This is a genomic window from Bacillus sp. N447-1 (assembly GCF_022701035.1).
Taxonomy (GTDB): domain Bacteria; phylum Bacillota; class Bacilli; order Bacillales; family Bacillaceae_G; genus Bacillus_A; species Bacillus_A cereus.
On sequence record NZ_CP065509.1, the window covers coordinates 1812959 to 1837438 of the forward strand.

Consider the following 24480-nt stretch of genomic DNA (forward strand, 5'->3'; position numbering starts at 1 on the left):
TATATTTGTTAACTTCCTAAACGGAAAGTATAACCAAACGAACTAGACGGATTGTTCTACTTTTTTATCTTTCTTTTCTCCGTCAATGCTACGAATAGCACCAAAAATAGAAATAGCGGAATAACCAAGCAAAAAGACTCCTGGAATAATAAGAAGTAATGCTGCTCCTGCTTTCGAATTCGCATAATTCAGTAAATAACCAACATATGGAACTGTAATATCTGCATACTTTCCAACTACATTTTCTGCAAGTACTGGCTCTAAATCTGGTCCGTTGTTGTTATCCCCTTTTGTTTCATACATTACTTTTCCATTTGTATCTTTCACACCGATAATACGGTGAGTGATAATTTTTTGATCTTTCTCTTTAAAGGTAATAACATCACCTTTTTGATATTTAGAACCATCTTTGTTTGGTTCTATTGCAATGATTGATCCTGTTAAAAACGTCGGCTCCATTGATCCTGAAAGAACGCTCTTAAATTGATATCCCATCACTGTCGGATCACCACCGCTTGCTTTTGAAGAAATAACTACAAAAGCTAAAAAAACCATCAATGCAAATAAAACAAATGAGATCGCGTTGCTAATTATCTTCCATATTAATTTCATCGTCTCTCTCCCTCTCCGTTGTTTTATATTATTTGAAGTATGCAACATCCACTTTGTTCTTTAACAAGAACACAAGTAAATGATATAACGAACTTTAAGTTATTGCAATAAGAAAATTTACAATTATTAGTTATTTAAAATATAGAAAAAAGACTGTGCCAAAATTTTACACAGTCTTTTTATTAGTAATTTATTTATCTTCTGATTTCATTCCTTTTGTATTTCGGCGCAACACTACATATAAAATTGCTCCAAATAATATAATCGCACCTATCCCAACACTTATTACTTTCACATTTGAGTCTTTTACTTCAGGCATAGTTGTATCTTTTTTAGGCATCGTAAAAGTGACATCTTCTGTTGAAAGAACATTTACCGTCGCAATTGTTTGATTATTTTTCGTAATATCAACTGCACCAACTACCTCACCACGATGTATTCCTTTATGATATAAAGATTCTTTATCTAATGAAGCCGCCCGGAAAATAGTTTTCACATTTTTCCCTTCATCTTTCTTAAGCATAAGCTCCGCACTTTGTTCCAACTCAGAATTAACATCTTTATTTAAATATGTTGTTTTTTGATGCCAATTATGTTTATCAAGCACCATTTGCTTCGTAAATTGACCGAAAGAATATTCCGCCATCTGCTTCAAATCTTCATAAATTTCAGGTCTTTGAGAAGCCATTACTACGCTTATAATACGATTTCCATCTTTCTCATTTAATAAAACAAGTGTATTACGTGCTTCATTCGTAAACCCTGTCTTACCGCCAATGCTATATGGATTTTCAAAAAAATTAGATTTATTAAAAATAGACACCGTCTGCCTAGACGTCGTAACTGTCGTTCTTTTCGTATTCATCGCTTGTAAAATTTCAGGATACTTTTGCACACCCTTCGTAATCATAGCCATATCATACGGCGTCGTATAATGGTTCGGATCATGCAATCCATTCGGTGTTACAAAGTGGCTATCTTTCGCTCCTAATTGCTTCGCTTTCTCATTCATCATATTAGCGAAATTCTCAACACTCCCGCCAATCCGCTCCGCAATCGCATACGACACATCATTCGCACTCAGCACCATTAAAATCATAAGCGCAGTATTTCTATTAATTGTCTCTCCAGGTTGAAACTCAATTTGATAATTACTCTTCTCTTGATCTAATGCTAATTGTGAAAATGTAAATTGATCCTCTGGCTTTGTATGCTCCATGAGTAAAATCGCTGTTAACACCTTCGTCGTACTAGCAGGATATGCTCGGTGATATGCGTTTTTATCATACAAAACATCTCCTGTTTTCGCATCAATTGTCGTTGCAAACTGACTAAAAACATTCGGTCCTTCCGCAGGTGGTGGTGCAACTTGTTCTGGATTTACTCCAATATTCGTCTCAGCACGCAATGTTATGGGCGTCAAAAAAAACGAACAAATAACTGTAATAAAAACCAAAATTTTCTTAAAATTTACCATATGACTCTCCCTTTTCCATTTACTCCTTAACAAAATAATAAATCTACCAATCATATGTAATTTGTATTATATTGGAAGAAATTTCACTATTTTTTACTATATCATACTTTTACGATAAAGAACATAAATATACAATAAAAATAAGAAGGAATTACTCTTTCTTATCCTTCTCATCAATCAACGAATCTATTAACTTTTGACTAGCTTCCTCGGGCGTAATCTCATCTGTTATTCCCATAAACGACCAACCTTTAGAATCAACCCACTCAACAAACTCTTGTAAAAATTCATCATGTGTAACATCCACATCAAGAATCGATCCATTAATCGAAATCGTTCTATTTTTAGACACGCGCATCTTGAACGTTTTTCTTACCATTACAACTTTTCTCCCTCTACTTCTGAATATTTATAAAGTGAAACTTTCATCAACCCTCACGAATCGGACTTTTACGGGCATTCCGACCCGAACCTAACTTCTTTACTTTTGCTGAATTTCGAGGTAAGGGATCTTACTGCCCGCAAATAGCGAGATAAAATAATCATGTATCTCTGTTATACATGATTTTCAGTAAATTGTAAAAAGGATATATTGGCCAATTTAAATAGCAAAAATAAAAATCTCTTACCTACGTAAACGTAATACGACATACAATCGCTCATAAATTATTAAATAAATCCATAAAAATATACACTTTAAAACATAATTGAGTAAGCCATTCTAGTCTTTTGGAAGATATTATCTAAAATAGTATACTAAACGGATAAAGGATATTTGAATAAAGAAACTGAGGCCCTCTATTTAGCTGGATTCTTAAGTTGTAGACTTAAAGACTGATGCCTGAATTCATATTTAATTTCTATTTCTGTACATCATATCGTAAGAAAGAAGGTAGTACTGTGAAAACAACAGAAAATTTTACTGACAGGGCCGATATATATGCAAAATATCGCCCTAGTTATCCTAATGAATATATTGATTACTTGCTTTCAGCTAACCAACTGAAAGGGAATCAGATTGTGGCTGATATTGGTTCAGGTACGGGGATATTTAGCCACCAGCTGCTTGAAAGTGGTTTACATGTTATTGGAGTTGAGCCAAATGATGATATGAGAAAGATGGCTGAGCAATCATTAAAACTATATTCTCGTTTTCAATCCATAAAAGCAACTGCTGAAAATACCACTTTAAAAGAAAATAGTGTAGATTTAGTAACTGTTGCCCAAGCATTTCATTGGTTTGATAAAGAGGCTTTCAAAATCGAATGCCAACGAATTTTAAAACAAAAAGCAAATGTTGCACTTGTTTGGAATAGTAGAGATTTAACTAGTCCACTTATTAAAGAGAATGCAGAAATTTGCCAGAAAACCTGTCCAAACTTTAAAGGCTTTAGCGGTGGAATAGATGAAACTCCAGAAGTATTTAACAACTTTTTTAAAGATGGAAAGTATGATTTTAAAGAATATCAAAATGATTTACTTTTTGATTATGAAGGGTTTTTGGGAAGGAATTTATCAGCATCTTATGCTCCGAAAGAAAATGACGAACAGTATAAAAACTTTATTTTTCTCCTATCAGAGCTATTCGAAAAATACAGTAAAGATGGAAAAATTATTCTCCCGAATTTAACACGAAGCTATCTAGGCAATGTATAAACAGCCTGATACAAAGAGACATTGAACGGAATTAAAACAAGCCTAGCCCCTCCCTGAATGTAGAACGAGGTTAGGCTTGTTTTGCATTTTACCACATCAAATTCAAATGACTTTCGTACAATAAAGTAGAATATATTAGAAAACACCTTAAACTGAGGAGGAACTCAATGGCGCGTTGTACGTATTGTAAAACGAAGTGGAAAGTAAAAGATGTATGGTCGCTTCTCATAACATTTGAAAAAGATTGTCCGTATTGTTTTGGGAGGCAATATATGTCTAATGATACTTTTCATCAAGCTAACGCCGCTTTACCACTGTTATTTTTATGCCCTTTAATTGTTGATTTAAGCGATGAAAATCCTTTAGATAAATACCGGAAATAATATAACAGCTACATTCAAAAACTACTTTTCACTGAATTTTCTTCTTATCATTATCCCTTCATACATTACTAGCATAATCGGCTTATACTTTCCCTTTTGAAGATCCCGTAGCTCAGCAAGAAGAGCGTCCCCTGGACAAGGTTTATCAATTATGACTAAAAAAAGTGATATATGTATACTGTTAAGTATAAAAAATTAGCATTAGGTTCCAATCAAATATTAATTGAAACCCAACACTGCTTGTATTCTATAATTCAGAATACAAGCAGTGTTTTATATTATGCATTTTTGCATACAGTATTATTTTCTCTTGTAAATAGATAATAATGGTATATAATAAAATCAACGTTTTACCAATAAAAGGTAATGAAGAGTAGTGGGATAAGCAAATAACCAAAACGTATTAACAGATTTGTTCTATGTAAATCATGATACATATACGGAATCAAAACTATGAAATTTTATGTAGAGGTTAGATTACTACAAGATGAAAGATTCATAGCGAATACACTTAAGGAAAAAACGTTCCATTAGATTAATGTGATATCTATCGAATGAATTGAGAATATACTTAGGGGGAATTTCAAGTGAAAACATTTGGTAAAGTATTATTAACTGGCGCATTAGCTTTAGGCGGTTTAACGGTTATGAACATTGAAACACCAAAAGCACATGCTGACGAATGGGATGGTTGTCATTACATTTGTGGTCCTGGTGAAACGGTGAACGGTGTTACAGTTCAGGTACACTCTACACAAGTTACTTTTGGTAACAGCGTAATTGCAAGAATTACAAATGACCGAGCTGAAGAAATTCATTACAATGTCAGCCTTGAAAAGAAATATGGCGATAGATGGGGAGAATTTGAAACCAACTTCCGTTGGCAAAATCAATGGGTCCCAGCTGGAAGCAATGATGAAATTGCAACTTTCACAGGATATGGCGATGATATTTATGAGGATGGAACATATCGTTATAAAGTCGAAATAAAAGGCGCTGACGGTTCTATTGATACAATTTACACAGCAGGAATGACAGTTACAGGACGATAGCTTATGAACAAGCTCCATTATTTATGATTGTATTTTTGAAAATATCATTGATAATTGCGTTGATATTATTATTAAAATAAGCTCTTCGGGGCTTATTTTTTTATACAAAAATTAGAATATAAATATTCGGAAAATTACATCTTTACACCATTAAAGTTCGTTGCTATTATAGGAATACATCAAATGTTACAATACTCAACAAATTGTACAAATCCTCCGATTACACGAATGAAATGAAAATACATTGCTGATGGTAACATTTATAGTTGGGATCCCGTAGCTCAGCAGGGAGAGCGCCACCTTGACAGGGTGGAGGTCGTGAGTTCGAGCCTCTCCGGGGTCATACTGATAGAAACCGTGTCAAATTAACGTTTGATGCGGTTTTTGTTTGTTTACTTTCATACTCTATAACGCTAGTGGTCACAGAATTGGTCACATTCCCTACAAAATCTCTTCTATTTTGTTAACTGCATCTTCTTGCATCGTTGGTAATACATGTGAATAGGTGTCTAGTGTGATTTTGATGTTACTGTGTCCTAAACGTTCAGAAATCACCTTCACGTTCACACCTTTAGCCAATAACAGAGTTGCATGTGTATGACGTAAATCATGAAAGCGAATCTTTGGTACAGCTGCTTTCTTAATCAAAGCGTTTAGACTTCTTCTCACATTAGCAGGGTTAATTGGTGTTCCAGAAGGAGTACACATCACCAGGTCATTGTCTTGGTATTCCTCACCTTGACTCAGCTTCTCTTTCAATACGACTGCTCTATGCTTCTTTAGCTTTGCTACTGTTGATGCAGGTAATAGTATCTTTCTTAAACTTGATTTCGTCTTTCCTCCAAGCAAGAACGTCTTCCCATCATGACTTAATGTTTGGCTAATGGTTAAATGTCCTTTTTCTAAATCAACATCTTTCCACCGTAACCCTAGCAATTCACCTTGTCGCATTCCAGTTACAAGAGCCATATGAAAGACAATATAATGCCTGCTATCCTGCGCAGCTTTCAAGAATAATTGTACTTCCTGCTCATTCCACACGGTTAACTCTTCCTTATCACCTTTAGGCAACTTCGTTTTAGCTGCAACATTTTTAGTAATTAACTCCAAATCTATTGCATGTTCAAGAGAGTTCCTAATGACTTTGATTATCTTCTCAATTGTTCCTCTCTTTAAACCTTCGTCTCGTAGTGAATTAACGTAGTTTTGCATATGCAATGATGTTAACTTGGCTAGCTTGAGGTTACCTAGAGAAGGGATAATACGACTGTTTAAATAACCTTTCAGTACCTTCGCTGTTTGGATACCAACACTGTGCTTCTTTGTATTAAACCAATCTTGTAGATATTCACCATAAGAGAGTTTGCTAGGTTCTACATATGTTCCAGTATGAACTTCTGAAAGCAGTTTTGTTAAAGCATTTTCTGCTTCTTTTTTGCTAACAAATCCTCTTTTCTTCTTTTGCTTCCTCTTACCTGTTATAAGGTCGACACCAATATCTACAATATAAAAATACTTTCCTGTTTTCTTATCTTTTTTGACGCTTCCTTGCATCGTTAAGAGCCTCCTTGGAGTCCTTAACTGTTCTGTATATGGTAATTTTATTATAACGGGTAATTATTAATATTGTTCAGTAAGTTTCTAATACTATTAATAGAACAGAATGAATAGTTATTTATACATCAGGTGAATAACATAATATACAAATAACCATATTATTCTATTACATTTTTATGTCTTTCAAATCAAATGACTCACTTTATGTCATCATTCGCTTATACAAATGAAATTCATACTTCCGCTCCTTTCTATACCTTTATATTTTAGTTTTATGTAAATAAAAAGTATTATTTTTATAATAAACATTATATACAGTAAATATATCGATAACAAAAAGACTAGGCTTATTTACCTAATCCTTTTCATTTTTACCTTCCAAAATACTTTTGTTCGTGTTTTCTTTAATAAAGGTTTAAAATCAACTGTATTCTCTTTTACTATCTGATACAGATTTATTCTACTTCTTTAAATCTTTGGACTAATTCACCATCAACCTCAATTATTTCAAAGAACATATTATACGGTCTTGCAAATATTTGTCCTTCTTTATTTTTATAAATGACCAGTCTCTCTTCAGTCTCTGAGTGTATTGCAACAAACAGAAATTCATATATATTTCCTTTATAATGCTTATAGTACTTCATAATAAATACCCTCCGTACCTCTTATTCCTTTTCATAAATAAACGGTAAATATTGATTCATAATAGTTAATAGTCCAATACCTACAACATAAACCCATTCTTTCTCATTGATAGCATAAGCCCCTAAACTGGCTAGAGCCACATTACCTACAATATATACCCATTTTAACTTTTTACCTTTACGGCTGACAGGAGTATTATTTTGATAATTAATTACATGGTCATGCAATAAAACATCTACATCCCTCTCGATTTGGTCACCAACAACTCTTAGGAAATGTTGCTTCTGTTCATCTGTCGCTTGGTCATAATCATTTCCTAGAAGGAGCCTTAAAGTCTTCTCTTTTTGCAATTCTAACAAGGTATCACGAAGTCGGCTCATTAAATCCACCTATTTCCTTGCGAATAATCTCTACATATTTTTGTGCATTTTTATCTAATTGTTCTAATAGGTGCTTTCCAAGTTGCCTTGCATCAAATTCAGAGATATCTCCTTGTCCCTTCTCTTTTATGTACTTCTGAATTTCTTCATCTAAATGTAACTTTGAAATGTGTACATCTCTACTTCCCATGTACCTTCTATCTTGCTTCTCATATGGCTTATCTGCTTCAGAAGACAATTCAGCTATTGCTAATTGGGAAAATTTCACTCCCGCTACTAATTGAATTGGCGCTGAAGAATGATTAGTCAATAGAAAACTTAATCTACCTTCATACCCTGGATTCATGTAACTAGCTGGACTAACAACTAACCCCAACAGCTTTATACTATATCTTTCCAAAATTAAAGCCGCCATATTCGTTGGAATTTTAAAATACTCATACGCTTGAACCAGTACAGATTCATTTGGTTTTAAGTAAAAATCCTTTTCACTTATATCAATGGTTTCATAATGAGTATCTGGTATCTTATTCACCATAATTAGCTTTTCATTAGAAACATGTTTTTTAATTTGTGAGTCTAGAGTTAAATTAATAGTCGCTCCCTCACAGTTTTCTTCATTAAATGGTTTAACCAGTTCATGTTCTTTCGCAAGAATTTTGAGGTGTTTATCACTTAATAGCATAATGTTTTCCCCTTTTACATAAATCATATTATCATTCAAATGGTTTAAAAACAATATTTCTTTAAATTTTTAACAAATTCTTCGTTTTTATTGTTAATACCTATACTCATTAAAATTAATAATTATAGTATAGGTTATATGTTTAGTCACTATATTAGTATAAGAAAATTAAACAACCTATTTGAAACTAATATACCTATATTCTTTCTCCGATTCTTTTTCCTCTCTCTTTGCTTTCTATACCCACACTACTTCTTAGTAAAATTACAACTTTCTAACGATTGCATCAAAAAAAGATAGCATTGTAGTAGCTATCCCTTTCATCCAAATATCAATTATAATACCTTTTCAAATAAATCTAGAATCTTCTTTCCGTTCACATATAACACTTCCTTTACTAATAAAGTATAGAAATAAAAGAGACAGAGAATCGCACATTGTTCTCTGTCTCTTAGTGTGTACTCTATTTGACAAAAAGTCTTCACTTACTCGTTCAATTCATTATATAACCCTTTGTCTTTATATCCTTCTAGAACATACATCTTCTTCTGTAACGGCAATAACGAACTATTGTCATACACCAACCAAGAAATAATTATAATACAGTTCTCTTTGTAAAACACACACAGATATACATATATTCACAAATGAAGTTAACTGCTCATCTGCACACCTTTTAAAGAATCTTATTTAAATTTATTCAGAAGGTTGCTATATTCCTCTCTTCGTTGAGTATTTGAGAAATTTGTGAAATTAACTTCTTTTGCCCAAGTAATTAACTCTTTTTTTTCTTCATCAGTAAATTCATTAACATCATTATAGACAAACACTCCAATCAAATATGTTATTACATCCATTCGTTTAATGTTATCTTTGATGCTTGAAATAAAATCGAGTGTCGTTTCTAATGATGCTAATGTAATATTAAAAATACTTCTAATTTCTTCTGGGTCACACTTGCCAAGTAATACAGACTTCTCATCTGAAGGGATAGGACTAAAATTACTACTCCTCTCTTTATTCTTAACTACTTCATATGCAGCATTCAATGCAGCTAATGGGATAGACACTTCTGTTGTTTTTCTACTAAATAAATGACCTAATCCAACTTTATCTAACTTTTCCCCAAAAGGAATAGCATATTCAACATAGAAGTCTACCCCTTTTTCTAACATATTAGTAAGATGAACCATAACCCCTGTTACTCGACTACCTGCCAAGTTTAATACATCAAACCAGCTCATTTGTTCCTCTTTATTTAAGTCTTGAGCATAATTTAGAATATAATAATACTTTTGGAATTTTTGTCTAACTAAAAGCAAAGTATTCTTTACCTCTCTAGATGCTAAGAACTTATTATCATCTACATAATTGAAGAAAACATCATCATCCTCATTATAAAGAATACCTACTGGAATTTGATGCTTGTTAATCTTATTTGTAATTATGAACGCTCCATCTACCACATCTAATACAATATCACTAAACTCTGGGTCGTTTTTATAAGCACGATAATTAGTTGAAATTCTTTGCTGACCGTCCGCAACCGATTCTTTCCCATTTATATCGTCGTCAGAAATTATCACTCTATCAATGAAAGTAATCTGCTTAACAACATTACTCGGATTTTTTATAAGATTAACTGAAATTGGAGCAACTGGTGCTTTTCCCATTAGTTGATAATTAAATAAATCAACAGCTTTTTGTTTCGTCCATCGTAAATACGTTTGGAAGATAGGTAAAACTAAACTACCTTCATCTATTTTTTCACACAATTCCGTTATTGATAACTGTTTAGTTACCTTAGTAGGGTCATAAGATGCATACGTCTTCAAATTTGGGTTAAGAGCCATTTTTACCAATCTAACAACCTCCTATTATTACAGCATTTATCATATTAAATCGTTCGCTGCTATCTGTAAAATACCAAAAAATAATACATTTACAATTATTTTCTAACAGCTGCTACTTATTTGTTAATATAATCTTTGTTTTCCGAAAAGTAAACAATTATTTTGCTACTTTAATAAATAACATAAATGAATCATGAAATTAGCAAAACCAATGTAGCTGCTAACTCATTTATTAATAAAATCAAAACTTTATTAATAAGTGCATTTTTAGCAAAAACAGCATAGTAACTTTATACTAAATAAAAAACAGTGAGCTTACACTTATCACTGTTTTTTATTTATATCATTTTGCGTTTTTGATTTCACATAAAACATCTCACACAACAATTCATACATACTCTTCCTTAATCTAATAATCTACCGATTAATTCCAGATGATGCATGATAGATAATTTCTTTAAAGTTGGTAGACCAGGGTATGTTCCTTCTCTATGGTGCTGTATAAAACACTGCATAGCCAAAGTATTCATTCTTTCATCTGGCGTAGATGATTGATGCCACTGTATTAATTTCTCCACAGCTTCCGAAAACTTCCCTGCAGGGTCACTTGTATCCTCGTTGGAATCTGAAACAAAGTGCATTATTTCCAAAGCACCTTCTGTATTTGGATAAACAATATGAATTGCAACTGCATAGGGAGCGAAACCGTTTTCATTATATTCTTCCCCAACTACAGAGAAATCTGAAAAGCCAATATCCCCTTCATCTCGGAAGAAAAGATGTTCCTCTGAAAAAAATTCATTCTCTTGTTCTAGATAGTCTACATTCCGAGGAAGTTTATTAAACTTGTCATCTAATCCCACTAATTCCTGACCACTTAATTGTCTTCTAAATGAATTATCAGATGGAATCACATTAAAACGAGCTGTTTCATCATTAAAAATCTCTCTGTAAGAACGTACGAGATTTCTTTCAGAATGTATAATCGCTAAATCCTCTAGCTCCACATTAAACTCTTGCTGTAAGTCTGCTATCTCACTCATAGAATCTCGATTCAGATGGTGTCCGATAATAACAGAATCAGATGACATCATTTCTCTAAACTGTTGATAAACACTAGGTAAAGCTAGTTCACCTGTAAATGAGCCGACTTTCGGATTTGATATTATTATTAAATCTCGATTATTGTCTTCAAATGCTCTGACCGTAGACAATAAAGTAGAACTTAACTTGATAGGCTCAATAATTGGTACAATTCTGTCACTTAATAGTCCTCTAGTTTGTAATTCCCTAAGCGCTAGTAAATCATATTGTCTCCCTCTAATAATCGGAAAATACATTTCTTCTCCCCCTAGCCTTATTTCAATTTGTCATATATCTCAAGCAACTCTTTTTGCTGGAAGTTTCCTGTGTAAATTATCCATCTTATTGGCAAAGGTATCTCTTTTAATATTTCATAATCTTCTATAAATATCCTTTTTCTTAACTGATTCAATGTCAATCCCTGTGCTTCCTTGATGTTTAAGGTTTTGAACCAATTAAGAGATGTTTTAAAATACTGCACAGGTTTTACATCGGGTAAACATCCAAATTTTAAAAATAAGATTTCTTCATATTCTTTTTTTCGCAATAATTTAAATAAAACTTCATGATTCAAAGTGTTATCATTCTCAATAGCTTTTTTTCTAACACTTAGATGTACTCTATCTGTCAAAACAATGATACCTACTGATGGATTTGACTCTTTCACAACTTTATAAACTGGGTAGTAATTCTTTTCAGAAGTTACAACGTATATTTCACTAAAAGCTTTAGAGTAATCTTCTAATTGATGCACTAACCTTTCAAGATTATCAAGGTCGGTCTTAATCTCATAAACTTTCCCCTTATTATGATTTATTAGAACAAAATCCGCCTTTGATTTTCCAACTACAACTTCACTAAAAGCAGAAGTCGTATTTAGACTATACTTTCCCAATACTAGCTTATTAAACAAAGTATTTTTAAAGAAAAACTCATTCCTATATCTTTTGTCAAAACATCATAATTTCTTTCAAGTTCTTCATTAAATACTTTTTATTAAATTCTTCCATAAACAACGTATCTACTAAATTTTTTTGCTAAAAACCTATTCAAATACATATAATTCATACTAATCACACTTTCTAAACTAATATATTCATTCAGTTTAACATGTTCAGCGATTAGTGCAAAAGTTATTATGTCAGAACTCAATTACATGTTTACTTGATATATCCTCCAAAAAATAATCGATACTCGTCCATGCTTATTTCACCCATAAGCCTTTCAATGAAAATTTGTAAAATTCAAGAACTACTTCTAGCTTCCCCTTGAGATTTAATGACAGGTAAATTATACCATACTAATTTTAAAAAGAGGCACTCTCTTTATACACTACTCTACTACCATAAAAACTTTTGATTTGATTCTGCATCTGCTCAACATTATAAAAGACGGGTTTTATTAGTTATTGTGAATCGTTGTGATGAATGCAGTCTCCCTGCTCAATCACCCACTTCAGTGTACAAAAAAGGGATAACTCAAAACTGAGTCATCCCTATTCTAAACTTTTCATAGCAATCATCCTAATAATAATAGACTCATATCTACATCATTCTAATCTTTCTCTTATTCTCTTTACGTTTTAAATGTGCAGTATAATCCCGTACTGGTGTAATGGGTTCATTCATAAATCGTTCCCGTCTCTCTTTCTCATTTTGCAATTGACGTTTCGCACTCTCTAGGTTTTCCTTATTCAATCTGCTTAGAATAAATCCTGTAGTTCCTTGAGATAGAGTATTGATGTTTACACCATTCATTACGTTATGAACAGCCTTAACAACTGTTTCAACTCCGTATGTTTCACTTAATTCATTTAGCTTCTTAGCAGAATTATTATTATGTTCACCTTGATAATGAGTAAACCATTTCTCAACATCAACATTAGTAATAAACACCGTTTGTTTTGACTGTTTAGATGTTTTCTTTATATCTGCCTTCGGTTTCACTATTGGTTTAGCTTTAGATGTCTCTTTTGCATCAATAGTAAAATAAACATCTAACACGTCAGTATTAAGATAGTAACGATTTACGTTTTTCTCTTTACTACTTTCTTTGTACGACCTTTTAACAGTCATTAATCCTTTTTCTTCTAATACTTGAATGTGACTCTTTACACTCCTTTCTGATTGTCTTGTAATGTTTGCAATTCTTGAGATAGGCGGATAAGCGTATACTTGACCTTGTTCATCTGTTGTATTGGATTGAATACTCATATTTCTGAACGATACCAATGCACCATATACGAGCGTTTCTCCGACCTTTAACTCATAATCTCTCATTAAGCTTCCGTTGAACTTTATAAATCCTACTTTACTTTCTTTCATCATTATGTCTCCGTTTCTTTTTATTTATATAAAGTCATAATGAATTACCTTCCTTACCCCTGTTTTCATATAGAGAGATAGAAGAGAAAGAGCGTAAGCGACCCTATTTATTTTTCTCTTATTTAATCCTCTAATGTTTTCTCTTATATTGGGCAAATTTCGCACTACCTCTTTACATTTTTTACACTATCCCTAGTGCAATTTTTTTATTAAGGTAGTATAAATTTTGCACTCTCTCACTGTATCACACTCAATTCTTACTGTACCAACTACTCAGTAAAACGCTTACATGCTTATGTACCAAGGGTTAATTATGATTTGGTCAATTGTTACATTTTTGTTACAATTATATTTCACATTACCTCTTAAAACTGATTCTCATATCTATTTTCAATGATTATTGTCCATTCACTTTAAGATAGTAACCTTTATGATAGTTCATACTTCTACTATACAAAATTCAAAATTGCCGATTTGCCCAAAATCCTATAGAAAAAATTAGAGGAATCCCGTAAAAGTACCCACCAAGAATTTTTTATGTAACCAATGGATAACAACTTCCTTTGTAACTATACTTATCTCCCACAAGCATTTTGAACAACTAAAGATACAAATTAAATACATATATACGCTTCGAGATTAATATTATAAACGTTAAAAAATAGAGTGTTTATGTCGGTTGTAAAGTAGTAAAAATCCTTAACGAATCGGAATTCTGCGACTGCTTTTGGCGTAGATTGAGGTGCTGGTAGTAATGCTTTCGAAGGAACGAGCATAGAATCTAGAAAATACTCCCTCCTCTTTCCTGCTCCAAACAAAAAAGAGCAGCCATGCAACTGCCTAATAACACTTATTATATCGAAGTTTTTGTATAATCAATTAATGCCTGTAACTTAGAGTAATTAACAACACTCTCTTTTATACTGCTAATGATGAATTCTAATTGCTCAATCTTCTGAAGGACGTCTGCTGCACCATTCTGTATAGCCCTATATTGCTCATATACAGCTTGTTCATTTGCTGTTTCTAATAGCCATTGAACATAGTGTAGTTGTTGTTCTAGTTGCTGTTTTTGAAGAATGCCATTCCCTGCTAATGGTTCGTAATAATAAAGATATTCTTTTGGGGAAAGAGTTCCTTTTTTGGTATTACACTCTACACAAGCACAAACACAATTTCTAAGACTTGAAATGCCTCCGTTCGACTTGGGAATAACATGGTCTATAGTATCTCCGTATCTACCGCAATATGTACAAGTGTAGTTATCTCTATTCAGAATCATTTGACGAAATGTGCATTTATCATATAACTTATGAATGAGAGTTCTATGTACAATCCCCGCCATTCCTTCCTTTACCATTAATATCGCTTGTTTATATGGAACACTGTACTTAATCTTCTTCTTTGACGGTAGTTTAACACGAACCTCTATATCTGACTGCTCTAACAAAGCTGTGTCATAAGAGTATGGAATGGATGGTATCTTTATTTCATCCTTACGGCTCTTGCAGTTTCGACAATATGACCTTCTTCGTCCTTTTCCCATTGATGCAAATTCACGATACCACTTCGTCTGACCACAGATTTTACAAGTTTTATATATACTACAAGTAATACCTGTCATAGGAATTAACTCCTTTCGTTTCTATAAAGGATTTTCAACGCCAAATCACTTTTATGAATAAAATAAAGATTCTAGGCACAAATCAATTGTTTACACATACCTCAAGATTGATGTTGTTAACAACATCCCATCTTAGTATTTTCTATACCTTGTCTATTGTGCTTTAATGACCTTTTTTACTAGATATATCTGCTCCTGTATACTGTACATTGGAAACATAGACAATCTAGAGTTCCACTACAATCCACTTTTTTGGAAAATAAGCCCTCTGCATTTCCATACCGCTTATATTTTAAATTATCATCCCACTCTTTTTCTATAAGTACTGATTCAAATGATAATATAAATTTTTCAAGAGAATCTCTAATATAAAGATTATGTTTTTTTGCAATCCGTTTCACTTTCCATTCATTTTTCTCTCCACGAAAAAACCATAAAGAGTAATTCTTTCGTGGCTTAAAGTACCATATGAAGAGGTGTTCTAGTACATGGAGCGGATAAATAGATGGGTCTGCTATAACCACTCGAATATAATGTATTTCTAGACTAAGCTTTCCATGACTACCATATGCATGACTATTAATTCGATTTTTAAAATCACCATTACACATTCCAATATATAGAATTTCACCTTTAGAATTTTGAAAAAAGTACAATCCCGCTATCCCTTTTAAAGATGTAACATTAAAACCTTTAGCATGTGTATACTCTTTCATCCCCATAGTTATCAACCCCACGCTTCCGTTATAACTTTAATATCCAGCCCTTTTCTGCTATTAACACAAGAGCATAATGTTATGGGTAAATCCATCTTTATGTACCTGCGTACTCAACGGCAAATCATTCTAAAACCATTTTCCCATTTATACCCAAAAACCTCCTTTCATTCATTATATTATAAAACAAAAATTAATTATTTTCAAAATATTTAGTTTATAAATAATTTGAAATGAATCCGCTTTATTACTGTATAAGTCATACAGTAATACACTAACACATTAACTTCCCGCTGTTAAAAGCGCCCTTCAATAATTATGTTTAAATAACATTAATTTGTTTTTCACTTCAAATAGAACAATACAATATCATTTCAAAATCTCTAGTATAAATACCGTTCTATCTTTCCTTCTTCTAATGCTTAACCCACCTTGATTCACACCATATATATCGTGTGGTTTAGGGTACTATATCCGCCTTCTTTAGTAAGATGGCTGTAAAATATGGAAAATACCCCCACTACATACAAAAAGGAATGAGTTATCTCATTCCTTTACCATTATACAGACAGTTAAGAACATAATTTTGTGGTCACAAATTTGGTCACATTCTCTATAATAACTATTGCCGTTTCAGTAGAATTTCATTTATGCAAACCCATGAAAACGACTTTAAATCAACGTTTCTCCCGTAGCTCAGTAGGGAGAGCGCCACCTTGACAGGGTGGAGGTCGTGAGTTCGAGCCTCTCCGGGGTCATATGAAAAACCCCTTGATAGTCAAGGGGTTTTCTTTATGTAGCAAATAAATGATTATTATTAAAACTAAATTTTTCCCTACTTCTTTTCTCCATTTTGGAGAAAGACATAAATTATATTAATTATCGCTCTACGTTGTTCGCTAGAACTCGATTCTTTACTCTCTTTTGGGAGCTTTTTAAAATTCTCTTTGAAAAATAGCCTAATACAGCAATTTTTATATTTATTTATATAAATTTCTCAACAAAAAAGATCTACACAGTTTAACTATGCAGATCTTTGTAAATTTAAGTTTAGAAATGAATAGACGAATCCTATTTTTGCCCTAATTTGATTGCCTTTTTGATATTACTAAATGCACCTTTACCATATATTAATACGCCACCGCGGTAAACACGACTCGTTAAACCAATCATCATACATATTGTTGCAATTAGAATTGCTAATGCAAGCGCAATCTCCCATACTGGGATATTGAGGAATCCAATTCGTACAAGCATAACAATAGGAGTGAAGAAAGGTACATAACTAGTAACGGTAACAACCATGCTGCTTGGGTTTGACATTCCATAAATTGCTATATACAAAGCAGCAAGTAACATAAACATCAGCGGCATAACAGCTTGAGAAGATTCCTCTATACGCGTAATGATAGAGCCAAATAGACAAGATAATGAGCCATATAATAAGAATCCTAATGTGAAGAATAGAATCCCATAAAACACTAGAGTTGGAGCAACAGAATTTAAATCAATACTATTTAAAATATCATTTTTCGAATCATTAATTGCTGTTTTATATCCAACAGTTGCGACCAAGCCCCAAATTATGATTTGCGTAATACCAGCCAATAATGTTGAGAATAGCTTCGCATATAAATGTTTGGTAGGCGAAATACTCGAAACAACTAACTCCATAACACGAGAAGATTTCTCTGTTGCAACATCTGTTGCTAATTGTGCAGCATACATTAATATCATTAGATAATTTAGCATGATAAAGACATTAATTAAAATCCCTACACCCTCAGTATGTTCTCCATCTTTAACCTTATCTGAAACCGTTTTGGTATGAATTTCTACTGGCGTTGTTAACACCTTTAATTCATCTTGAGATAGATTCAATTGCTGGGCGAAATTAGAAGATTGTATTTGAGATAAAATCGTTTGAACCTTGCTAACATCTTGCTGATTTACATCCGTCTCAGTTATATACGTAGCCTTTAATTGTTTATTATTCAATTCCTCTACAACGATTGCATATGTATAATCACCATTTTTAACACCTGATTCTGCTTTTTGTTTATCCGTGCTACGTTTAACTTGTATCTTACTATCGACATTTTTAAACACTTGATGAATGGTTGAATATAATTCTTCTTTTTCTGTAACAACAACAACTTGATCCTCCTCGTTCCCTGCAAACAAGTTATAAATCTTGTCAAAATTCATCAATCCTATAATTAACATAGAAACTATTATTGTAATAGCAAAATATGATTTTGATTTCACTTTAGATTTATAGTTTTGTAAAAAAATTGTCCAGAAACTACTCATTTTGTGCACCTACTTTCGCAATAAAGATATCATTTAATGTAGGCTCTTCTACTGCAAACTTTTTAACATACCCTAATTTTGTTATCTCTTTAAATAAAACATGTGACACTTCTTCATATGAAATTTTAAGAGTAACTGCATTTTTACGTTTCTTCATACTTTCTACACCTTTTATTTCTTTCAAATGGTCAAAGTCATGATCGCCAACGATTACAACGTTCTTTTTACCAAAATCACTTTTAATTTTGGCAATGTCACCCTGAACAACAGGTACACCTTTGTGCATAATACAAATGTGTTGGCATAACTCTTCCACATGTTCCATACGATGTGAACTAAAAAGAATTGACGACCCTTGTTTTTGCATATCAAGAACAGCGTCTTTTAACATTTCAACATTTACTGGGTCTAAACCACTAAATGGTTCATCTAAAATTAAGAGTTCAGGCTTATGTATAATCGCTGTTATCAGCTGGATTTTTTGCTGATTCCCTTTAGAAAGTTCTCCTACCTTTTTGTTCAGATGCTCAGTAATATTAAAACGCTCCAGCCAATAGTGAAGTTCTTTTTCTGCATCTTTACTTTTCATGTTCTTTAGTTTTGCAAAAAAGTTAACTTGTTCTTTGACAGTCATTTTCGCATAAAGACCACGTTCTTCCGGTAAATACCCAATTTTATCTGTAACACCATAATTTATAGGTTTACCATTCCATGAAATGGTCCCACTTGATTTCGATAAAAGTCCAAGTATCATTCGAAATGTAGTCGTTTTACCTGCTCCATTCCCGCCCAAGAATCCAAATATTTCACCTTTTGGTATCTCGATATTCAAATTATTCACTGCAACATGCTCGTCAAATTTCTTTGTTAAATCTTTAATTAGTAAACTCATTATCCACACCCTTAATTCCCAAGATGATTTATTTATACAATTGTATATCCATAGTCAACCACAATATTTTGCCCTCTAATGGCATCGCTTTTATCAGACATTAAAAATAAAATGACATTTGTTACATCTGAAATTTCAACAAATTTTCTATATGGAATTTTTTTCAATAACTTATTTCCTTCAAAGGACTTCAAATAACTTTCGTTATTATCGTTGATAATATAGGACGGCGACACACAATTCACCTTAATATCTCTCTGTTGATCTTTCAAAAAATCAATGCTTAAATTTTTTGTTAAGTGAATCAGCGCTGCTTTTGAAGTACCATAAGCAATTCTATCCTCATGTGCCACTATACCATTTTGTGAAGCTACACTTACAATTGAAACGCGGTGTGAAAGTGAGCTATAGATGGACTTGAGTAAAAATACAAAACTCTTAATGTTTATATCAAATGTTTTATCCCACGCTTCATTTGTCACATTATAAAAATTAGATAAAGTATTAACCCCGATTAGGTTGATAACACCATCTATTGTTATATTGTTCTCTTCAAAGTAAGTGGATAAAAATCTAATATCTTCTTCTTGGCTAACATCTAAATTGAAATAGACTTTATTGGTTTCTTTCATTACTTTTTCTTTATACGTTTTATCGATACAGTATATATTTTTTGTATCATCTATTACCGTTTGTAAGTCTTTACCAATATATCCATCTGCGCCTAGTATCAGTATATTACCACTCACATTATTCCTCTCCTTACAACATCGAATACCCAATAAACACCACTTAAAATAACTGTGGCTATGAGAATACAATTTACTAGTCCGAGTAGTAACTCAGAAGATTTTATCTTTTGTCGTTTAAATATAAATTGTTTGAAACTATTCATATAATCTTCTGAATCTATCATTTGATTTATAATCCAATAACCATCTAACTTTAAAAATGGCATCATATTAGTAAAAATAATTATACAATTAGTAATATATATGTATAATATCACGTCAGAACTTGACAAAAGATACATGATTGCTAATAGACTTCCTAAAATCATTTGTCCCATAACACCTGACAACATTATTGCTATTTTTTCTCTTATCGAGCGTCCTCATATAGTTAACATTTGTAAAAATAATAATAAAAGAAATATCGAATTATTATTCCAAAACGCATTTTGTCAGATCTAATATATTTTCTGTAAGTATAATAATGCGAAAATTCATGGAACGAAACGATAAATAACTGTGCTACGTATATGTATATCAAATGATATACATTAAAGTTCATTGCACCACTATTGAAGATCGTATAACCCTTTTCACTACTACAGGAAAAGTAATTGCAAAAAATAAAAGTAAACATACGAACAAGTACTTAAAAATCTTAATGTTTTCGATTTTATATAGCGTTTCAAATCCCTTTGTGCTTATACTTAATTTTAGCAACTTAAAATTTAATAGATTGTATTTTTTTGCCATGCAAAAATCTTTCTAAACCTTCTACTTTTTCGCTAGTTTCAGTATTATAGCTCTAAGATACTCTAGTGTATTCTGATCTGCTTGTATCATTCTCTCATTCTTAGGGTTATATATATAAACATAGTCGTCTATGTGGTATTCAAGATTTACATTGCAAACATTTAAGTTATTTACTTCTTTCAAACTAATACCCTCTTTGCAATTATTTTCATAGCTTTTGAAAATGCCTTCGTATCTATTAAAAGGGTAGGAAATAGTGTAATGCCATTACCTTCATCATTATCCATGTAATGATAGACTAAAATACCGAGTTCTTTTAATCCGTTAACTATTTCCATAGTTTTAATTGGATCATTCACAGGGATCGAATACATCCCCCCGATACCCGTGTAACCAATATTTTTCATCTTAAGCGTATTTGTTACTATATTTTCGATTTCTCGAACATTGCTAATAATACTTGTCTCATTTTCTAAAATATATTCTAATGTAATCTTTGCTGATAGTACCCCTAGCAGATTTCCGTTTTGAGTAGAGAAATGCTCGATATGCTTACCTTTGAGAGCGTCTTCAATTTCTTTTGAAATTACGACTGCTCCAAATGGGAGAATTCCATTGTTAATCGATTTGCTCAAAATTAAAATATCTGGAGTCACCCCTAATTCTTTAAAGAAAAAGCGATTGCCCGTTCTATAAAAACCTGTTGCCACCTCATCAAAAATTAGTAGTATGTTGAATTTTTTTAATGTGCTGTGTAGTTTTTTAATAAATTCTTTATTAAAAATATACACTCCGCCTGAACCAATAATAGGTTCAAATAAAAAAGCAGATATATTTTGATGATTTTCCTCTATAAAATTCAACACATGATCTTCATCATCACGATTTTGAGGAGTTTTTACACTTAAGAATCCATCTAGTTTTGGTTGATAATCTTCCGTAATCTTCTCATCTAATCCACTAGCTGATACCCCTGCAAAAAAGGTACCATGATAACTTTTATCATACGTAATAATTTTTTTATCTTTGTTGTTTAAATGTCTTACAACCTTTGTTGCTAACTCTGTTCCTTCCGAACCGCTATTTGTGAAAAAGACTTTAGTATACGCAGAATCTTTTTCATTAATAAACTGTAGCAAGGCATTACTATAATCATTATACAAAGGATGATTGTATGCATGGATATCTAAAAAAGTTAATGATTTTTGTAAATACTCATTAAATTGAGATGAAATTCTTTGGTATAACTCTTCCTTGTATCCCAATGAAACATTCCATAAACCGCTTCTAAGATCTAAATATTTTTTCCAGTTGTATCTAGTAAAAACTATCTTTAGCTTCTTCGATTATCATATTATAAAAGGGATTGCGTAATATCCCCATTGGAACAACATAGGTATTATTCTTCACAATTTTCCAACTCCAAGAAATATATATTTTCTCCGCTATATAATATATTTAATTTATAATGTAACTCTTCAGAGACTTTCTCAAAATATTCAATAGTGTGTAGATTTTTCACTGAATATCCCACTTTTTAACACCATTGCCTTCCATAAATATATTTAAAACATATTTATTTTCTATAATGGCATTACTTACAAAAACACACTATCATCTGTTTTAAAATTTAAAACTTTATCACAATTTTCTTTTATACACGAAGGTTTAAGGAAATCAAAAATGATGGAGCCATGAATATCCAATAAATCTTTTGTTTTAATTAAAAACTTTTAAATTGTTCTTCTGAAAATAAAGAAACAGTCGTGGCTGGTATAATAATTTTTGTGAATTTAATACCTTTAATCGTATCCAGGTCCTCTATACCAATATTGAAAATCTTATCCCTGTAACTAGTGTCGATATATTTAATCATTTCCAATTGTGGTTCAATCCCGTAAATATTGACACCTTCTCTAGATAGAACATTAAATACCCGACCATTACCTGATCCTATTTCTAGTACTACATCATCATTATTGATTTTCTCTCTATAGAAATCTAAATCATTTATTTCAAATTTTTCATTTATCGAGCGGTTATAAAAATCAGCAAAGTCGGTATCTGAATAAATATCATCCGAAATTTCCACGTTTCCTCTTTTAACTTTTCGTAAAAAGGGGCCAAATATATACTTACTATGCATGTTCCACCAACCCCTTATATTCATTCATAATTGCATCATATTGATCTTTGAAACGATCTTTTAGGTAGCTTTGGTTATTTTTAAGATCGGCTTCTAAAATTTCAAGGAAAGTTTCATCCGTTTCAAAAACTTTATTAGTGCGGATATTATAAACAAAACAACCTCTATTATTTTGAATTCCAATTAATTTGAATTCAACGATTGAATCTACTACTAGGTCCAGTTTGTTCTTTGTATAAGGCGTAGTAAAAGTAGTTGCCCCACCTTTAAATGATGCTGCCAAATTATACATCATCGGAATGATGTTCTTAATCATCGCCTCTACTTTATCTTGTTCTTCATTATTTTGATATTTTGAAACAATATCAAAGTAATTTAGCTTAATGTTTTTTGAAATTATATATTCTTTCAAGTAATCATTGAAAATCCCGTCAGAATAGACAAACAATCTATTATTTGTACTAGTCTTTGTCATAGTCGCATAATCAAAAATCGCTTTTTTACTTTCTTTGTTATCAATAACCCCTGAATTTTTAAACTTGCTTATTAATTCTTCTAACTCTTCTACATCTAATGACGTCAAATCTTCTTTTTGAAAACTCGGAACAGAATTATTTAATAATATAATGTTTGGTATGTCTTTCAAGTCATTGCTATTTAGTTCAATTTCTTCACTAGATTGATCAATAAAAATTGAACTGTTTACAGCCATGTTATAATACACATCTGGTTCGATATTCTGAATGACATTACAATTTTCTACATAGAGATGTTTTAGCGTTCTTTTATTAATAACAGCTGGATATACGCCTGAAAATAATGTCATTAACCCATTTCTTAAATATTGCATGTGAGACAACTTAGCCTTTTCTTTCTCTAGTTGGAACATATCTTTTAACGGCTGTAACATGTCTATCAATTCAAAATCCCCATGTTTTACTTCTAAATTATCATCGACTATACAAAAATCTGTTTCTTCTAACTCAGTTTCTAAAAATTGAACTAATTTATATATTCTTTGCAAGCTCCCACCAACGAAAAATATATACTTTTGGTATTCTTGAAAGTCTAGATAGTCAACAAAATCAATAAAAGTGTTATTTTCAAAATCAAATTTATCAAAGTGTATATCTTTGGCTTTAGCAGAAAATAGCTCTTTTGCGTTACCTTCATTGATATTTTTAAATAAACCGTTTTCTTCAATTATGCACGAAATTCCAATCATTAGTTCGTCCCCCTGGTTTTCTAGTTGATACCTCTGAAAATTATTATTTTATAAATCATCAATATTTAACTACAGAAATCAAGTTATTATTATTACTTGACCCGCAACAAGAACTGCTCCTGTAGCCCAGTAAATGATGTCAGTTTTTGAATTTAATTCTTCTAATTCAACTTCTTTAAAGTGTAGTTTGTTCATGTTTTAACCTCACGTTTTTCATTAAGAAAATTCTATTTTTACGGCTGAGATCATGTAAGTAAAATTACTCCACCACCAGAAATTAAAGCTCCAACAGCAGCGCCAGTCCAGAATGAATTTAACTCTGCTACTTCAACCTCTTTAAAGTGCAATTTCTTCATACTCTTCACCTCTC

22 protein-coding genes and 1 tRNA gene are annotated in these 24480 nt (G+C 31.9%); 4 read left to right on the forward strand and 19 right to left on the reverse strand.

Features of this window, described 5'->3' with window-relative positions:
- Window positions 1–42 precede the first annotated feature (42 nt).
- The 3 genes from sipW to IQ781_RS09080 form a co-directional block, all read right to left on the reverse strand.
- Window positions 43–612, reverse strand: a complete 570-nt coding sequence (gene sipW, locus IQ781_RS09070) for a signal peptidase I SipW (protein WP_000767792.1) — start codon at window positions 610–612, stop codon at window positions 43–45.
- 190 nt (window positions 613–802) lie between these two features.
- The gene (locus IQ781_RS09075; protein ID WP_000247030.1) at window positions 803–2089 is read right to left on the reverse strand and encodes a D-alanyl-D-alanine carboxypeptidase family protein; all 1287 of its coding nucleotides are present in this window, start codon (window positions 2087–2089) and stop codon (window positions 803–805) included.
- A gap of 151 nt (window positions 2090–2240) precedes the next feature.
- Window positions 2241–2468 (reverse strand): hypothetical protein, encoded by a 228-nt coding sequence (locus IQ781_RS09080; RefSeq protein ID WP_000251856.1) that lies wholly within the window; start codon window positions 2466–2468, stop codon window positions 2241–2243.
- Between the two features lie 521 nt (window positions 2469–2989).
- Here IQ781_RS09080 and IQ781_RS09085 point away from each other — a divergent pair.
- The 4 genes from IQ781_RS09085 to IQ781_RS09100 all read left to right on the forward strand — a co-directional run bounded on the left by IQ781_RS09085 (window position 2990) and on the right by IQ781_RS09100 (window position 5523).
- The gene (locus IQ781_RS09085) at window positions 2990–3745 is read left to right on the forward strand and encodes a class I SAM-dependent methyltransferase (RefSeq protein WP_000858654.1); all 756 of its coding nucleotides are present in this window, start codon (window positions 2990–2992) and stop codon (window positions 3743–3745) included.
- 167 nt (window positions 3746–3912) lie between these two features.
- Entirely contained in the window at window positions 3913–4128 is a 216-nt protein-coding gene (locus IQ781_RS09090) for a hypothetical protein (protein ID WP_000090226.1), read from the forward strand.
- A gap of 587 nt (window positions 4129–4715) precedes the next feature.
- Window positions 4716–5180 (forward strand): hypothetical protein, encoded by a 465-nt coding sequence (locus tag IQ781_RS09095; RefSeq protein WP_000846655.1) that lies wholly within the window; start codon window positions 4716–4718, stop codon window positions 5178–5180.
- Between the two features lie 270 nt (window positions 5181–5450).
- A tRNA-Val gene (locus IQ781_RS09100) sits at window positions 5451–5523 on the forward strand.
- 98 nt (window positions 5524–5621) lie between these two features.
- Here IQ781_RS09100 and IQ781_RS09105 read toward each other — a convergent pair.
- From IQ781_RS09105 to IQ781_RS09180, 16 genes are all read right to left on the reverse strand, one after another.
- Window positions 5622–6734 (reverse strand): tyrosine-type recombinase/integrase, encoded by a 1113-nt coding sequence (locus IQ781_RS09105; protein ID WP_050252187.1) that lies wholly within the window; start codon window positions 6732–6734, stop codon window positions 5622–5624.
- A 458-nt stretch (window positions 6735–7192) separates the two neighbouring features.
- Window positions 7193–7384, reverse strand: coding sequence for a DUF1653 domain-containing protein (locus IQ781_RS09110; protein ID WP_098858918.1), 192 nt, complete (start codon window positions 7382–7384; stop codon window positions 7193–7195).
- A gap of 21 nt (window positions 7385–7405) precedes the next feature.
- Complete coding sequence (locus tag IQ781_RS09115; protein ID WP_098858919.1) at window positions 7406–7765, reverse strand: hypothetical protein; 360 nt, start codon at window positions 7763–7765, stop codon at window positions 7406–7408.
- Complete coding sequence (gene dcd, locus IQ781_RS09120; protein ID WP_098858920.1) at window positions 7749–8450, reverse strand: dCTP deaminase; 702 nt, start codon at window positions 8448–8450, stop codon at window positions 7749–7751. Before dcd ends, IQ781_RS09115 begins: the two co-directional genes overlap by 17 nt.
- Window positions 8451–9136: 686 nt before the next feature.
- The gene (locus IQ781_RS09125) at window positions 9137–10303 is read right to left on the reverse strand and encodes a GmrSD restriction endonuclease domain-containing protein (RefSeq protein WP_242808309.1); all 1167 of its coding nucleotides are present in this window, start codon (window positions 10301–10303) and stop codon (window positions 9137–9139) included.
- 404 nt (window positions 10304–10707) lie between these two features.
- Window positions 10708–11643 (reverse strand): sce7725 family protein, encoded by a 936-nt coding sequence (locus IQ781_RS09130; RefSeq protein ID WP_086396740.1) that lies wholly within the window; start codon window positions 11641–11643, stop codon window positions 10708–10710.
- A 17-nt stretch (window positions 11644–11660) separates the two neighbouring features.
- Entirely contained in the window at window positions 11661–12281 is a 621-nt protein-coding gene (locus tag IQ781_RS09135; protein WP_242808288.1) for a sce7726 family protein, read from the reverse strand.
- Between the two features lie 649 nt (window positions 12282–12930).
- Window positions 12931–13710, reverse strand: a complete 780-nt coding sequence (locus IQ781_RS09140) for a helix-turn-helix domain-containing protein (protein WP_098858922.1) — start codon at window positions 13708–13710, stop codon at window positions 12931–12933.
- Between the two features lie 853 nt (window positions 13711–14563).
- Window positions 14564–15334 (reverse strand): HNH endonuclease, encoded by a 771-nt coding sequence (locus IQ781_RS09145; RefSeq protein WP_242808289.1) that lies wholly within the window; start codon window positions 15332–15334, stop codon window positions 14564–14566.
- A 179-nt stretch (window positions 15335–15513) separates the two neighbouring features.
- A complete protein-coding gene (locus IQ781_RS09150; protein ID WP_139847181.1) occupies window positions 15514–16050 on the reverse strand; it encodes a GIY-YIG nuclease family protein in 537 nt (178 codons plus the stop codon).
- A 1071-nt stretch (window positions 16051–17121) separates the two neighbouring features.
- Window positions 17122–18363, reverse strand: coding sequence for an ABC transporter permease (locus IQ781_RS09155; RefSeq protein WP_065382159.1), 1242 nt, complete (start codon window positions 18361–18363; stop codon window positions 17122–17124).
- Window positions 18356–19255: an ABC transporter ATP-binding protein gene (locus IQ781_RS09160; RefSeq protein ID WP_000054722.1), complete on the reverse strand. Its 900-nt coding sequence runs from the start codon at window positions 19253–19255 to the stop codon at window positions 18356–18358. Before IQ781_RS09160 ends, IQ781_RS09155 begins: the two co-directional genes overlap by 8 nt.
- Window positions 19256–19287: 32 nt before the next feature.
- Window positions 19288–20004: an SDR family oxidoreductase gene (locus tag IQ781_RS09165; protein WP_048655962.1), complete on the reverse strand. Its 717-nt coding sequence runs from the start codon at window positions 20002–20004 to the stop codon at window positions 19288–19290.
- Window positions 20005–20918: 914 nt separating this feature from the next.
- On the reverse strand, window positions 20919–22004 hold the full coding sequence (locus IQ781_RS09170) for an aminotransferase class III-fold pyridoxal phosphate-dependent enzyme (RefSeq protein ID WP_242808290.1): 1086 nt from the start codon (window positions 22002–22004) through the stop codon (window positions 20919–20921).
- 458 nt (window positions 22005–22462) lie between these two features.
- Complete coding sequence (locus tag IQ781_RS09175) at window positions 22463–22885, reverse strand: class I SAM-dependent methyltransferase (RefSeq protein ID WP_242808291.1); 423 nt, start codon at window positions 22883–22885, stop codon at window positions 22463–22465.
- Window positions 22878–24110, reverse strand: coding sequence for a hypothetical protein (locus IQ781_RS09180; protein ID WP_048655958.1), 1233 nt, complete (start codon window positions 24108–24110; stop codon window positions 22878–22880). Before IQ781_RS09180 ends, IQ781_RS09175 begins: the two co-directional genes overlap by 8 nt.
- Between the last annotated feature and the right edge of the window lie 370 nt (window positions 24111–24480).